The sequence below is a fragment of the Mesotoga sp. genome (genome assembly GCF_035363035.1).
Taxonomy (GTDB): Bacteria; Thermotogota; Thermotogae; order Petrotogales; family Kosmotogaceae; genus Mesotoga.
The window spans coordinates 71,006-85,365 of record NZ_DAOSEH010000001.1; the positions used below are offsets into that span (position 1 = coordinate 71,006).

Annotated in this window: 13 protein-coding genes and 1 tRNA gene; 11 read left to right on the forward strand and 3 right to left on the reverse strand. The window is 49.3% G+C overall.

The genetic code is table 11. The features are described 5' to 3' along the window. Positions 1-9: 9 nt before the first annotated feature. The 5 genes from greA (at position 10) to PKX57_RS00390 (ending at position 3,989) form a co-directional block, all read left to right on the forward strand. Entirely contained in the window at positions 10-501 is a 492-nt protein-coding gene (greA, locus tag PKX57_RS00370; protein WP_472415747.1) for a transcription elongation factor GreA, read from the forward strand. 12 nt (positions 502-513) lie between these two features. Next, the gene (gene lysS, locus PKX57_RS00375) at positions 514-2,022 is read left to right on the forward strand and encodes a lysine--tRNA ligase (protein ID WP_213920928.1); all 1,509 of its coding nucleotides are present in this window, start codon (positions 514-516) and stop codon (positions 2,020-2,022) included. A gap of 5 nt (positions 2,023-2,027) precedes the next feature. After that, positions 2,028-2,489, forward strand: a complete 462-nt coding sequence (locus PKX57_RS00380; RefSeq protein WP_472414599.1) for a GatB/YqeY domain-containing protein — start codon at positions 2,028-2,030, stop codon at positions 2,487-2,489. Next, positions 2,486-3,850 carry a GlmL-related ornithine degradation protein gene (locus PKX57_RS00385; RefSeq protein WP_213920926.1) on the forward strand — a complete coding sequence of 455 codons (1,365 nt, stop codon included), beginning with the start codon at positions 2,486-2,488 and terminating at the stop codon, positions 3,848-3,850. The genes PKX57_RS00380 and PKX57_RS00385 overlap by 4 nt, the downstream gene beginning before the upstream one ends. Positions 3,851-3,913: 63 nt before the next feature. Then, positions 3,914-3,989, forward strand: a tRNA-Gly gene (locus PKX57_RS00390). 1 nt (position 3,990) lies between these two features. On the opposite strand, the gene PKX57_RS00395 is transcribed toward PKX57_RS00390, so the two are convergent. Further along, positions 3,991-4,452 carry a dihydrofolate reductase family protein gene (locus PKX57_RS00395; protein WP_470745151.1) on the reverse strand — a complete coding sequence of 154 codons (462 nt, stop codon included), beginning with the start codon at positions 4,450-4,452 and terminating at the stop codon, positions 3,991-3,993. 211 nt (positions 4,453-4,663) lie between these two features. Here PKX57_RS00395 and PKX57_RS00400 point away from each other — a divergent pair, with 211 nt between their 5' ends. From PKX57_RS00400 to disA, 6 genes are all read left to right on the forward strand, one after another. Beyond that, positions 4,664-6,604, forward strand: a complete 1,941-nt coding sequence (locus tag PKX57_RS00400; protein WP_213920924.1) for a hypothetical protein — start codon at positions 4,664-4,666, stop codon at positions 6,602-6,604. Between the two features lies 1 nt (position 6,605). After that, complete coding sequence (locus tag PKX57_RS00405; RefSeq protein ID WP_213920923.1) at positions 6,606-7,286, forward strand: methyltransferase; 681 nt, start codon at positions 6,606-6,608, stop codon at positions 7,284-7,286. 8 nt (positions 7,287-7,294) lie between these two features. Continuing rightward, a complete protein-coding gene (tmk, locus tag PKX57_RS00410) occupies positions 7,295-7,924 on the forward strand; it encodes a dTMP kinase (protein WP_472415749.1) in 630 nt (209 codons plus the stop codon). Between the two features lie 7 nt (positions 7,925-7,931). Next, on the forward strand, positions 7,932-10,427 hold the full coding sequence (locus tag PKX57_RS00415; RefSeq protein ID WP_213920409.1) for an AAA family ATPase: 2,496 nt from the start codon (positions 7,932-7,934) through the stop codon (positions 10,425-10,427). A 111-nt stretch (positions 10,428-10,538) separates the two neighbouring features. Next, complete coding sequence (gene radA, locus PKX57_RS00420; protein WP_213920410.1) at positions 10,539-11,861, forward strand: DNA repair protein RadA; 1,323 nt, start codon at positions 10,539-10,541, stop codon at positions 11,859-11,861. Continuing rightward, the gene (gene disA, locus PKX57_RS00425) at positions 11,848-12,927 is read left to right on the forward strand and encodes a DNA integrity scanning diadenylate cyclase DisA (RefSeq protein WP_472415751.1); all 1,080 of its coding nucleotides are present in this window, start codon (positions 11,848-11,850) and stop codon (positions 12,925-12,927) included. Before radA ends, disA begins: the two co-directional genes overlap by 14 nt. Here the strand turns inward: disA and PKX57_RS00430 are convergent. Further along, positions 12,908-14,176: an amidohydrolase family protein gene (locus PKX57_RS00430; RefSeq protein ID WP_472414597.1), complete on the reverse strand. Its 1,269-nt coding sequence runs from the start codon at positions 14,174-14,176 to the stop codon at positions 12,908-12,910. The genes disA and PKX57_RS00430 overlap by 20 nt on opposite strands. 14 nt (positions 14,177-14,190) lie before the next feature. Next, positions 14,191-14,352, reverse strand: coding sequence for a WecB/TagA/CpsF family glycosyltransferase (locus PKX57_RS00435; RefSeq protein ID WP_472415753.1), 162 nt, complete (start codon positions 14,350-14,352; stop codon positions 14,191-14,193). Positions 14,353-14,360: the final 8 nt, after the last annotated feature.

Below are 14,360 nucleotides of genomic sequence, written 5' to 3' on the forward strand. Positions count from 1 at the left end.
GTTCGTTGAATGGAGGGGATCCAGGTCGTGAAGAAAAAAGCCATTTACCTCACCCAGGAAGGCTACGACAGAATGAAAGAGGAGCTAGAAAACCTCAGAAAGAGACTCATGTACGATATTGCCGAAAGAATAAAGGAAGCCCGGGAGCTCGGCGACTTGAGTGAAAACAGCGAATACGATGAAGCGAAAAACGAACAGGGTCGAATCGACAGCAGAATAAAACAACTCGAGGAGATACTGAACAACGCCGAAGTCATAGAAGACGATGGCGATATGAGCACAGTCAAGCTGGGTCACATAGTGGAGCTTCAGAACATGGAAAACGGTGAGAAATCTGAGTACAGAATCGTAAACGCTCAGGAAGCCAACATATTCGAAGGCAAAATAAGTTCCGATTCCCCCATAGGCAAAGGGATACTCACTCACAAAGTCGATGAAGTCGTAAGAGTTAAAACCCCGTCTGGATGGGCCAAGTACAAAATACTCACCATCGGCAAATGATCGGAGGCAGTCATGAGTGAAGAGACACGGAGACAGAGGCTCCGGGAAATAGATCAGATGCGCGAGGAAGGTGTAGAACCCTACCCTTATCGTTTTGAAAAGACCCACTGGGCCGGGGACATAAAGAACGAGTTCTCCACTCTGGAGAATTCTCAGACAAAGGAAGACGTGGAGATAAGGACGGCCGGCAGGGTAATGGCCTTGAGGAGTCATGGAAAGTCCTCCTTTTTTGTCCTTCGCGACGATACCGGAAGGATTCAGGCCTATATCAGACTCGACTCGGTCGGAAAAGACAGCTTCGAAATCTTCAAAAAGTACGTCAACATAGGCGATTTCGTTGGTGTCACGGGCTTCCCCTTTAAGACACATACCGGCGAGGTGTCGGTCTTTGCCAAAAGCTTCGAGATCCTTTCTAAGTCCATAAGAACAATGCCCGAAAAGTGGCACGGCTTGAAGGACAAAGAGATAATATACCGCCAGAGATACGCTGAAATGCTCTCCAGCGATGAAGCGCTCAACCGCTTCAAGATCCGCTCCGAGCTTTTCCGGCTCATAAGGGAGTTTCTGGCGCAGAGAAGGTTCATCGAAGTGGACACCCCAATGCTTCTCCATCTGACCGGTGGAGCCTCGGCAAGGCCCTTCGAAACAAGGATAAACGTCTTCGAATCGCAAATGTTTCTAAGGATCGCAGAGGAGCTCTTTCTTAAGAGATACCTGGTAGGGGGGTTCGAGAGGATATTCGAAATCGGGAAGAATTTCAGGAACGAGGGGATATCCTACAAGCACCATCCGGAGTTCACCATGATGGAGCTCTACTGGGCCTATGCAGATTACAACGATATTATGGATATCACCGAAGCGATGATCAACCACATTGTCGAGAATCTGGCCGGCTCAACCAGGATAAGCTATCAGGGAAGAGAGATCGACTTTTCCAGACCCTGGCGCAGGGTGAAGATGGCCGATTTCATCCAGGACAACCTCGGAGCGAACATACTCGAGGATTCAGATGAAAGACTGATAGAGGTCCTGAAAAAACACAACAGCGAGCCCGACATGAAAGAGAGGGGCCACCTGATAGAGAAGCTCTGGGATCTCGTCGAAGACAAACTCGTTAATCCAACCTTCGTCACCGAGCACCCGGTGATAATCTCACCACTTTCCAAGGTCCACAGAAGCGACCCCAGAGTGACTGAAAGGTTCGAACTGATAATAAGTTCTATGGAGATGGCCAATGCCTTCAGTGAACTCAACGATCCTATAGAGCAGCACAGAAGGTTTTTACATCAGGCTGGGCTGAGAGAAGCGGGAGACGAAGAAGCCCAGATGATGGACGACGATTTCCTGAGGGCGCTGGAATATGGAATGCCTCCCACCGGCGGGCTGGGTATCGGCTGGGACAGGATCCTAATGCTGGTAACCGATTCGCCCACAATAAGGGACATAATTCCCTTCCCTCTCGTAAGGCCGATCTCTTTTGAAGAAGAGGAGCTACAGAGCGAGGAGGAACTACAGGAGTGAGCTCTATGAGTCTATACGAAAAGATACAGAGCGATATGAAAGAAGCAATGAAATTGCGGGACACGCTCAGGACCAACACGTTGAGATCTGTCATAGCTGCCGTAAAAAACTTCCAGGCCTCTTCCGAAGAGAACAGAAAGGCCGAAGTGACGGATGATACGGTTATCAACCTGATCGGAAAAGAAGTGAAACGGAGAGAGGAATCCATAGAGGCCTACATCAAAGCCGGAAGAGACGAACTCTTGGCCCAGGAAACCCTGGAAATGGAGATACTCAAGGACTATCTTCCCGAAGAAATGGGCGAGGACGAGATACGTGCAGTCGCGCTGAAGACTATCGAAGATCTGAAAGCCAACGGACCTTCCGATCTTGGAAAGGTTATGCGCGAGGTGATGGTCAGACTCAAGGGAAGGGCCGATGGGAAACTGACCAACAAAATAGTCAGGGAGCTTCTCGAGAGCAGATGAAGGTCCAGATACTCACAGCCGAAATCGGCAGCACTACGACAGTGCTTTCGGCCTTTTCGTGCGACGCATCCGGAAAGCTGTCTTTCCTGGCCCAGGGAGAATCGTACACGACCGTCGCCGAGAACGATGTGACGGTAGGAATAGAAAGGGCTCTGATCGAACTCAAAAAACGACTTAATGATGATAGGCTCGACTGGGAGGTTTTCATTGCCTCCTCCAGCGCGGCCGGCGGTCTTAGAATGACTGTTCACGGCCTCGTTTACGATATGACCGTTAGGGCAGCGAAAGAGGCGGCTCTGGGGGCCGGCGGAGTGATAAAGCTGGTGACGGCGGGAAAGCTTTCTAAACGGGATCTTGAGAAAATCTCAAGGATTCAGCCGCGACTCGTTCTGCTGGCCGGGGGCGTCGACTACGGCGAAGAAGAGACGGTGATCCACAACGCCGGTATGATAAATCAACTTGACGGGTCGATACCTCTTGTTTACGCCGGCAACACTGCCGTCTCCGATGAGGTACGTGAAATAATCTCTCCAACTGGAAGAGAGATGCACTTTGTCGATAACGTGTATCCCAGAATCGACGAACTTAACGTCGAGCCTACCAGGAAAATCATAAGGGAGGTCTTCTCCAGAAACATCATAAAGGGACCGGGGATGGAAAAGATCTACTCGATAGCAAACAAACCGGTTATCCCCACCCCGGCCGCTGTGATGCTCGCGGCCGAGCTTTTTTCAAAAGTGTACAACGACGTTCTGGTCGTGGATATCGGCGGGGCCACCACCGATGTCGATTCCGTTACCGACGGCGACCCGGAGATCTCGAAAATGCTCGTCTCGCCCGAGCCGCGCTCGAAGCGAACGGTCGAGGGAGACCTCGGCGTCTATGTCAATGCCCGCCACGTTATTGATCACATCGGTGAGAAGGAGTTGAGAGGGGAGTTCGCTTACTTTGACGAGATCGTCGGCTCGCTTTCTCCTTACCCGGTTAACGACGAAGCCTCCAGGTTTTCGGCGCGTCTCGGCAGATACTGCTTCGAGACTTCCATAAGGCGTCATGCGGGATATATACGACAGATGTACGGTCCTACCGGGAGGATAGAGGTCGCCCAGGGAAAGGATCTAACGGCCATAAAATCCATAGTCGGAACGGGGGGGCTTCTGAGCAGATCGAGATACACCCGACAGATAATTGATAACGCGAAATCGTTGTCCGGAAACCATTCAAAGGAGCTGCTTCCGGGACCGGATGTAAGAATATATAGAGACAGGAACTACATATTCGCAGCCATAGGACTCATCTCGACGGTGGACGCTTCCCTCGCCACGGATTTGATAGACAGCGCACTCGAAGAGCTGCAGTGAAGGTCCACTCGAACGGCCCTTGTATTGACACCTGTAACTCCAGATGATAGAATCTCCTTGAATGCGGGTGTAGCTCAGTTGGTAGAGCATCAGCTTCCCAAGCTGAGGGTCGCGGGTTCGAGTCCCGTCGCCCGCTCCAACTATTTCACATCGTAGATCATCACCACCGAAGGACCAAGAGACACTATACCGCGCAGAGAAAGCGAAATAGGCCTTTTCAGGTGAGTTGCAAGGTGTGCGATTCCGTTGTTTATCGTCGGTTCCAGCGTGATGTGGAGTTCGTTCACCAATCCCCTGTCGGCAAAATCCGCGAAAGTTCTAGCCCCACCGATCAGACATGCCTGGTCGATCCCCCGGCCCTCGATCTCTTCGATCAGCGCTTCGGGCGGTGAAGAGCGGAAAATCAGGCTTTCCGATTCTTCGTAAGCTGCAGGGTTTCTGGTGAGAACCACATTCAACCTTCCCGGGAGCGTTCTTCCTATGCTCTCATAGGTTCTTCGACCCATAATGATCGTTCCTACACCGGTTGTGAGTTCTTTGAAATACCTTTTATCTTCCCTAGATGTCCACTCGGTCCTGTCGTTCTCAGAGAGAGCTATCATACCGTTCACCGTACTCGCGAAAACCGCTATCAACCTCAAGGTCTTCTACCTCCCGGCGGGAGATGTGTTTCTGCGAAGCTTCCGACGAAATTCAAATCGATTTTCCCGTGCTTCGCCGACCTCTCCCTGTACTTTTGAATTCTAACGCTTTTTCACACCGAGAACAAATTCCCAAAAATCCTCAACTGTGTTATTCTCTATTTATAGGAAGGTGAGGATTATAAAGCTCAGGTTTGTCTCGATTCTATCAATGTTCGTTCTCTTGATTCCACTGGTTGCCTGCAGCGACCGGACCGGTTATTCTGTTTCAATCAAGCAGGCTAGATGTGAATTCGCCGAGTGTTATCTCGATCTTGATATAAGGTATCCCGCGAAAGATAGGCCGGAGATTCTTATCACCGTTGACAGAATACCCGTAGATGCGATGGACGGAGTCAGAACTGACGATCCGAAGTACAGTTTCAAGCTTGAATCGTCGGGTTCCCACAAGATATACGTAACTCTCGTAAAGGGCAAGAGGTTCTTGACCAGTCCGGTTTCAACCGATATCCTGGTCGATACCAGAATCCCCGAAACACCATCAATCATCTGGAGGGTGTCTGGAGGAATGCTGTTGATTCACCTGGCCACGCAAGGGAACATCTCTTATACGGCCTTCAAAATACTTGTCAACTCCGGGATTGAAAAGATCTCCACATCTCCATATTTCGAGATCGATATAGAAAAGGGAAGAGATTACATCATACAGGGTTACACTTCGCGCGGCGTAAACCAGTCAGAGCCAGGGATTCTAGATTTCCTGCTCAACGAAGATGAAGCGCCTAAGATAAATACCTTCATAGAGTCTCCATACTCCGGGGGCCCGATTATGCTCACACTGGAAGACGACTGGGATAGAAGCAGTAGGCTTTCGGTGAACGCTTTCGCAGAACTGAGCGGTATTAGATTCCTCTACGATGGCCAGAGATTGATTCCCGAATCGCCTCTACCCCAGGGTGAGGACGCGATAGTGGTAAAGGTGATGGACTCTTCAGGCAATTGTACAGAGTATTGGGAGAGTTTCAACATAGTCAAGAGAACCTCGGAGAGCCTTCCGGAGCTGTATATTGAAGAAGGGGCAGTACGAAACGCTAAGTGGGCTGCGCAGGACGGAACAACCGTTTTGCAGAAGTTCGGCGGTGGTGAGTGGACCACCATCTCGACCCATGACCGGGACGAAAAAACCACCACCATCCCTAGAGACTCTCTTTCTATCGAAGGCGATCTTTACAGGTTGCTCGTAAAAAGCGCTTCAGAGATCACACTTCCATCGATGCCGGTCTTTGCAAAAGAAAGCTTCTTCAAAAGATTCAGCACAGAGGTAATCTCATCGCTTTTGGGAATGGATGCCCTTCTGGTAGGAGAGAACGACTATCGCCTCTTTGGAAATATCGTGGTGAGAGAGAACTCCATAATGAAGGTCGAATCGGGTTCTACTCTGACCATTGCAAGAGGTAACACCCTCCTCGTGAGCGGTGTCCTTGATCTGGAAGGTAGAAAGGATAGAATAGCCCTGAACCCCGGGGGTTCTTACGGAACTTTAGAGGTCTCAAACAACGGTATTTTGATCGCCAGGAACGTCGATTTCAACAAAACGCGAATAGTCGTAAAAAACGCCTCGGTGATCGCAATGGATGATTGCACTCTGGGAGCCGGTTTGGAGATACGCGGCGCCAGAACCGTTCAGTTGTACAACTGTGAGATAGCCGGAGACATACTCTTCGACGGTGTGATAGATCTTTACATACATTCATCCAGAACCGGCTCCGGAAAGTTCGTTTTGAGCAATTCTTTATCTTCTACGGTTTCCAGATCGAAGATAGAGAACGATACGGTAGAAATCAGGAATTCGAGAGTGAGTTTCCTTCTCGGAGCTGTTTCGTCGCAGAATTTGAAGATGCATCAGTTGTCCAGAGTATCTATGACCGGACTCGAGATATCCTCTGAGAAACTTGAAGTGCTTGAAGCCTCCTCGCTAAGCCTGGAAGAGATTTACAGCGATGGAAAGTTCTTACTGTCAGCAAGAACTCTCTCGAGAGTAAGTCTTAATGAAGAACTCGCCGGAGAACTGGAACTTGAAACCGACGAAAAGTCGGTAATTGCGACGTACTGAGATGAAGGTTTTTGGAGATTTCGATCCCGGAGTCCTCAATGGACTGATTTTTGACATTTCCTACCCGCTGTACAGAATAAACCACGGAACGGTTTTGCTATCATGGTTCTGCAAACCGCCCGGAAAAACCCGCAGATCACTCGAGCTGGGTTCTGGAAGCGGGGCGATTTCCATCTACCTGGCTTCAAGATACGGCATAACCGCTTCGGGAATCGAAGTGGATGGGCAATTACACAAAGTATCTTTGGAGAATGCCCGAAGAAACGGTGTGGAAGACAGGGTCTCTTTTTTCAACTGTTCGGTCAGTGATTTTCTCACTTCCAAACGTGAGACGCACCACGATTTCGATATAGTGGTATCGAACCCTCCACACTACCTTCACCCGGGAATCGAGAGTCCCGACAGTAGAAGAAACACGGCCAGGAGAATATCTCCCGGGCTCATGAACGAGTTCGTCAGAGCGACCGGGGCTCTCTTGAAGAACAGGGGAGCTTTCTTTTTTCTCGTCCATCCCAGAGACCTCACGAAGTGGATAAGGAGAATGGAGGACGAGAGACTCGGAATCCACAGAATCAGATTTGCGCACGGCAAGAGTGGAGGACAGGCTCAGCTAGTTTTGATTGCTGGCAGAAAGAACTCCACGTCCGAAATACTGGTAGAACCGCCAATAATTTTGAGGTGAATGCAGGAATGTTCATTTGTTTCGAAGGAATCGACGGGTCTGGAAAAACGACTCAAATCAAACTTTTACAGGAATACTTGAGTCAATTAAGAGTAGAACATATAATTGTAAGGGAACCGGGAGGCACTAAAGCCGGTGAGGAGATAAGGAACATCCTACTCCACAGCGATTTCAGGCTGCAGCCGGAGTCTGAGTTGCTGTTGTTTATGGCAGCAAGAGCCCAGATAGTGAGAGAAGTCATCAGACCTGCGCTTGAAAAAGGACTTGTGGTGCTGGCAGACAGGTTCATGGATTCCTCGCTGGCGTACCAGGGAATAGGTAGATCGATTGGAATAGAAATAGTCAGAACCATAAACGGGTTTGCAGTCGGTTCAACTATCCCGGATATCATTATATACATCGATGTTCCTGCAACTGAAGCTGTCTTGCGGATGAGAAAAGAAAAGAAAAATGATAAAATAGAAGTGGAGAGTTTGGAGTTTTTCGAAAAAGTAAGGAACGGTTATATGAAAATTATCAGGGAGAAATTGGATAACTATGAAATTGTGGATGGAACGAGAAGTATGACAGAGGTTCACGAATGTATCAGGAACATTGTAGATCGTTTTCTACAGAGATTTAGGCTCAACGGGAGGTGAAATAGAGATGTATTTCGACAAGTTTTCTGAAGGCGCCGCGCAGGTTTTCGTAACGGCACAGGACGAGGCCAGAGGTCTCGGCCACCCGTATGTTGGAACCGAACACCTCCTTCTGGCAATCATCAAGGTCGATAATGAGCAAACAACCAGGATTCTCAGGAACTATTCCATAACATATGAAAGAGTCTCCAGAGAAGTGACTTCGATGGTAGGCACCAATGTTCATCAGTCTGTAGTCGGAGCCCCACAGATGACCCCCAGGGCGAGACGAGTCATAGAGCTTGCAAACGATGAATCAAAAATGCTCGGTCAGGACAAGATCGATGTTGAACATATTTTGCTTGGTATCGTACGCGAAGGAGAAGGGATCGCAGCGCATATTTTGAAGCAGATGGGTGTGAACCTCTCTCAACTCAGGAGAGAGATTATCGAAAACATCACCGGAGACTGGGACGACGGCGGCTCAGAACAACCGGAGAACGTTTTTTCTCCGCAGCAAAACACGAGCACCAGCGCGGCTATCAAACAGCTCGAAGGTTTTGGAACCGATCTGACTTCGATGGCCCGGACCGGAAAGCTCGATCCGATAATAGGCAGAGAGATAGAACGCCAGAGGTTAATGGAGGTCCTATCCAGAAGAAAGAAGAACAATCCCGTGTTGATTGGCGAACCGGGAGTTGGAAAAACCGCGATTGTCGAAGGTCTGGCACAGATGATAGTCGATGAGGAGATACCCGAGACTCTCAAGAACAAGGTTATCTTCGCGCTCGACGTGGCCTCTTTGATAGCCGGAACGAAATACAGGGGAGAGTTCGAGAAACGTCTGAAGAAATTGATTCATGTAGTCAAGTCCAACGGCAACATCATACTTTTCATCGACGAAGTGCACACGATCGTCGGAGCCGGTTCGGCCGAAGGTGCCGTGGACGCCGCCAATATTTTGAAACCCGCACTGGCAAGCGGAGAGATAAGGTGCATTGGCTCTACGACTCCCGACGAATACAGGAAGTATATAGAGAAAGACGCCGCCCTGGAGAGACGTTTCCAGAAGATATACGTTACCGAACCGTCACCGGAGCAGTCCGTCGAGATTCTGAAGGGAATAAGACACAAGTACGAATTACACCACAAAGTCAAATACACAGAGATAGCACTGGAAGCGGCCGTGATGCTTTCCCATCGCTACGTTTCCGATAGATTCCTTCCCGACAAAGCGATAGATATAATAGATGAAGCCGGTTCGAGGGCAAGACTTCAGAAGTTGACCATACCTGAAGAGCTTAAAAAGATGCAGACCGAGCTGGAGCTGTTGAAAATAAAGAGGGAGACGGCCGCAGCTGATCAGGAGTACGAAAAGGCTGCCCAGTTGAAGGAGAAGGAAAGAATACTCCAGCAGAAGTACAGAGATAGCTACAACCAGTGGCGCAGCAGGGTCGATAGCGAAATCGTGACACTCGATGAAGACGAGATAGCGGAAATCGTTTCCAACTGGACCGGTATTCCTCTCAGGAAGCTCGAAGAGACGGATACTGAGAAGCTACTAACTCTAGAGTCGGCCCTTCATGAGAGAATAGTCTCTCAGGACGAGGCTATCTCCGCCGTCGCCAAATCCATAAGACGTGCCCGCAGCGGCCTCAAAGACCCCAGAAGACCGATAGGCACTTTCCTCTTCCTTGGACCTACAGGTGTGGGGAAGACCGAGCTGGCCAAGGCGCTGGCCGAGTATCTCTTCGGGGACGACAAATCTCTGGTCAGATTCGATATGTCCGAGTACATGGAACGCTTCTCGGTATCGAGACTTATCGGGGCTCCTCCGGGATATGTCGGTTACGACGAAGGTGGAACTCTCACCGAAAGAATCAGGAAGAGACCTTTCTCTGTGATACTGTTCGACGAAATCGAGAAGGCTCACCCGGACATATTCAATATCCTTCTCCAGATTATGGACGACGGACGGCTCACCGATTCACAGGGAAGGCAGGTCGATTTCAGGAACACCATAGTAATAATGACCAGCAATCTGGGAGGTGAATTCATCAACAAGACCAAGACTTCGATTGGTTTCGTGGAATCCACCCGTCAGGACAGGGAGTACGAGGCTATGAAGACCTCCGTCCTGGAAGAGGTCAAGAAGACTTTCAGACCGGAGTTCCTCAACAGGCTTGATGAAATCGTTGTATTCCATCAACTGACTAAGGAACAGATAAAGGTGATTATAGATATCCTTATGAGAGATATGCGTAAACGTCTGAAAGATAAGCACCTGGAACTGGTACTGACAGACAAGGCCCAGGATTTCTTGGTTGAGGAAGGATTCAACCCGGTATACGGTGCGAGACCTCTAAAGAGGGCCATACAGAAGTATGTTGAAGATCCGCTCTCAGAGGAGCTCCTTCGCGGAAGGTTCCACGAGGGCGACATGATCACCATCGAGTTGAAGAACAAGCTACTGGTCTTCACCAGAAAAAAAGATGAAAAGGCGGAAGTCAGTGCTACAACTTGATCTACAGTTACGACCGTTATATTGACTAAAAAAGGGGGCACATTTATTGTGCCCCCTGTGTATAATAAATCGAAAGATACATGAAGAAAGGAGAGCTCGATCCAGAAGTCTATGAAGAAAAAACAAAGCTATGTCTGTGATGCCTGCGGTTACGAATCACCGGCCTGGTTCGGGAAGTGTCCGTCCTGCGAAGAGTGGAACACGGCGGTAGCCTTCAATCCCACTGATAACAGCTCCTCTCAGGAGACTCGCCAACCGGACATAAAACCCCTTTCAGACGTAAGTACTGTAGAATCGCCGCGCCTCAGGAGCGGGATAGAGGAGTTCGACAGGTCCATCGGAGGCGGGATCGTTCCTGGAAGCGCAGTTTTGATAAGCGGAGAACCGGGAATCGGAAAATCCACCTTCATGCTTCAGCTCTCCAACTACATAGCCAGAGACAGTCAGATTCTCTACGTTTCAGGCGAAGAATCCCCCCGACAGTTGAAAATGAGAGCCGACAGACTCGGCCTGGCGAACACCGGAAACATCCATATCATGTCGGCAAACGATATCTCCTTCATCAGAGCGGGAGACATCTCCAGGTACGCTCTCATGGTCTTCGACTCTCTTCAAACACTCAAGCTATCGGATGTCCCTTCCCTACCCGGCTCGATAGTGCAGGTTAGAGAGTGCGCAAATGCCCTGGTGTCGAACGCCAAGAGCTCCGAAGTGCCGGTTTTTATCGTCTCGCATGTAACTAAGGGCGGACAGATCGCCGGACCCAAGTTGATAGAGCATCTGGTTGACACGGTTCTATATTTTGAAGCCAGCAAGACGGGATATCGCTTCCTGAGGACCGTGAAAAACCGTTTCGGTCCATCCGACGAGATAGCCGTATTCGAAATGACCTCCTCCGGCCTCAAGGAGATCGCCGATATAAGCAGCGTTTTTGTCGAAGACTTCATCAGTTCGCCGGGGAATACAATAGCAGTGATCTCCGAGGGATCGAGGGCTTTTCTAGTGGAGATCCAGGCCCTTGTATCCAGGCCTATCTACGGAACCCCGCGGAGGCTTTCCACCGGTGTACCTCTCGAGAGAGTTCTTTTGGTGGCGGCCGTTCTCACCAAGAGGGCTAACATACCACTCGACAGTCTCGACCTGTATGTCAATGTTGCCGGTGGTCTGCAGATAGAGGATACCGGGGTGGATCTAGCGGTCGCAACCGCTCTCATATCTTCGTTCACAGATACGGCAATTCCAGATAATTTCGCCGTTTTCGGCGAACTGGGACTGGACGGTACGGTTCGCTCAGTGTCTTCCGCGGAACGGAGACTGGATCGGGTGAAAAACTCGCCCTTCAATGAAGTGATTTCTCCCGAGGGCAAGAATGGTATAAAAGACGTGAAGCAACTTTTGAGACTCATTGGAGGGATAAAAAGTGGAGAGAAGTGAGTTTATTGAGAAATTGAAGATCATCGCCCCGGGAACTCCCCTCAGGCACGCCCTCGACGACATCCAGGATGCCAGCATCGGCGGACTGATCTTTTTTGTGGATGATTACAAGAAATATAGCAACTTGATGCAGATCGGCTTCCTTTTGAACTGCTCCTTCAACGCAAACAAATTATACGAACTGGCCAAGATGGACGGCGCCATCGTTGTGACCGAAGATCTTTCGATGATCATAGGTGCCAACGTACAGCTGATTCCTGACCACAACATAAGCACCAACCAGACCGGTATGAGACACCGCGCCGCAGAGAGAATGGCAAAAGAAACGGGGAAGATGCTCGTTGCAGTCTCCAAGAGGCGGAACACAATGACGATTTTCTTCGGCGACTTCGTATATACGTTGAACAACGTCGAGACTCTGACTTCTAAAATAACCCAGACGATAAGAACGGCCGAAAAATACAAAGAGGCTTTTATAGAGGCTCTGACGGGAATGGAGTTCATGGAAAGGGCCGGCTCGCTCACTCTCTTCGATGTGGTGAAAACAATCCAGAAAGGACTCATGGTAATGATGATAGGCCAGGAAGCGGAGGTAACAATTGCCGAACTTGGAAACCACGGAAGGTTTCCCCAGATGCAGATCACTGAGATGCTGGTCAACGTGGGTGAGGAGATCGAGAACCTGGTGCTGGATTTCAGCGATGAACTGGTCGAATCTGAAGAAATGGAAGAGACTCTGACCAGACTCAATGGACTAACCGAGAAAGAGATCAACAGTTTCGGTTCAATTCTCAGAATCTTAGGGTACGATATCACTACGGCATCTCAGGCGGTGGAGTACTTCATACGTTCCAGGGGCATCCGTTTCGCAAGGCATATTCCGCGAATCCCGCTTCAAGTGGCCATAAATCTGGGAAGGGAGTTTGGAACGCTGTATAATCTCCTTGAGAGCACGGAAGACGAGTTAAAGGATGTCGATGGTATAGGAGAAAAGCGCGCCTCGGCAATAAGGCACGCGATCGATATATATAAAAAGTCCGGACAGGTTACAATTCCAGGTTTTTGATATCTCTGGAGAGGTCTTTGAGTTCCTTCCTGGATATCCTTTGGGGGAAACCTTTGTCGAGTATTAATTCTCCAGTGTTCCAGACTTTTTCATAATTCGATTCACAGGAGATCTTTAAGATCAGCTGTAGAACGGTGGGCAGATCGGGGTCGAGTCTTTCGAAATCCAGTACCGGCTTGGCCAGTAGAAGGTCGGCCGAATAGCCCTCTTTGAGTACCCCTGTGCGCTTTCCGAAGAAGCGCTGAGCCAGCCTGTAATTGTTGTCGAAAAGCGTTTTTCGTATCTCATAGTCGATTACCACGTTGTCATAGTGCTTGTGATATCTTTCCGAAAGCACTATTTCCTTGGCCTCCTCGATTAGTTCTGTTCCCATGAAGCCTGTTCCTATCGAGACATGCATCCCTCTCCCAAGAAGGTCGGCGATGTTAGGCTGGAAGGTTCCAGCGTACATCTCGGAGCGTATAGATTTGGTGACGAATATCCTTCTGTTCGAGATGATATCCATGTCGGTCTCGCTCAGATTTCCACCGTAAATAATGCCACATTCGGGAACGAGAATACCGTTCTTCAGCAGCCTCTCTATAAGGCTTTCGCCCCATCTAGAGAGACACAAATCGTTCTCTTGCTTCATGTCGAAAATGAAGAGGTTCAAGTTTATACCCTTGGAATAGAGGTTGCGCAGCTTTGTCAGGTCTTCTTCGTCGTAGGTCGCCAGTTCGCTAACATATATAAGAGGACAGAAATTGCTGTCCCGGGGTACTTCCTGCCACCGTTCGGTAACGGATTCGATCGTTTCCTTGACCACCACGGGGCCGACTGCAATGTTCATTCCATATCTGCGTGCGAGTTCCCTGTAAAACTCCGTATCCACTTCGGCACAATCGAAAATGGGTCCGCTGAACGAAACAGTACCGCTCTTCAAAGCCTTCAATACAGCTACTTCGGCCGACACCTTGACTATCTTCTCGTTGGTGTTGGAGTATCCGGATTTCAGCAGATTGCTGAAATATCCAGCGCCGCTCTCATAACCCTTTATAAGCTTGAGAGGATACGACGAAATACTTGAATAAAGACTCAGGTGAGCGTTGCAGAAAGCCGGAAGTAAGAGGCCCCTCTCTCCATCAACCACTTCTTCGTCTTCCTGAATACTGTACTCCCTTCTAGGACCGACGTAGGTAATTTCTCCATTCTCGAATCTGACCAGCGCGTCATCCACAAGGGGGTTCGTGAAATCATTTGTGAACGCCATCACATTGGTTACGATCATCCGGAACCACCTCTTCTCAAACAAAAATACGACTTAAGAATATGAAGTTCAAATTTAGCTAGTTTGGGTATCAACCTCAAACGTTTTCTTGGTTCTTGAACGGTTCTATAAAGCCACTCAAGACCTATCTTTTGCATCCACACAGGAGCTCTATTCAAATTGCCCG

Excerpts from the sequence above, each read along its gene's own strand:
- greA (WP_472415747.1), top strand. The coding sequence starts at position 10 with ATGGAGGGGATCCAGGTCGTGAAGAAAAAAGCCATTTACCTCACCCAG.
- lysS (WP_213920928.1), top strand. The coding sequence starts at position 514 with ATGAGTGAAGAGACACGGAGACAGAGGCTCCGGGAAATAGATCAGATG.
- PKX57_RS00380 (WP_472414599.1), top strand. The coding sequence starts at position 2,028 with ATGAGTCTATACGAAAAGATACAGAGCGATATGAAAGAAGCAATGAAA.
- PKX57_RS00385 (WP_213920926.1), top strand. The coding sequence starts at position 2,486 with ATGAAGGTCCAGATACTCACAGCCGAAATCGGCAGCACTACGACAGTG.
- PKX57_RS00395 (WP_470745151.1), bottom strand. The coding sequence starts at position 4,452 with ATGATAGCTCTCTCTGAGAACGACAGGACCGAGTGGACATCTAGGGAA.
- PKX57_RS00405 (WP_213920923.1), top strand. The coding sequence starts at position 6,606 with ATGAAGGTTTTTGGAGATTTCGATCCCGGAGTCCTCAATGGACTGATT.
- tmk (WP_472415749.1), top strand. The coding sequence starts at position 7,295 with ATGTTCATTTGTTTCGAAGGAATCGACGGGTCTGGAAAAACGACTCAA.
- PKX57_RS00415 (WP_213920409.1), top strand. The coding sequence starts at position 7,932 with ATGTATTTCGACAAGTTTTCTGAAGGCGCCGCGCAGGTTTTCGTAACG.
- radA (WP_213920410.1), top strand. The coding sequence starts at position 10,539 with ATGAAGAAAAAACAAAGCTATGTCTGTGATGCCTGCGGTTACGAATCA.
- PKX57_RS00430 (WP_472414597.1), bottom strand. The coding sequence starts at position 14,176 with ATGGCGTTCACAAATGATTTCACGAACCCCCTTGTGGATGACGCGCTG.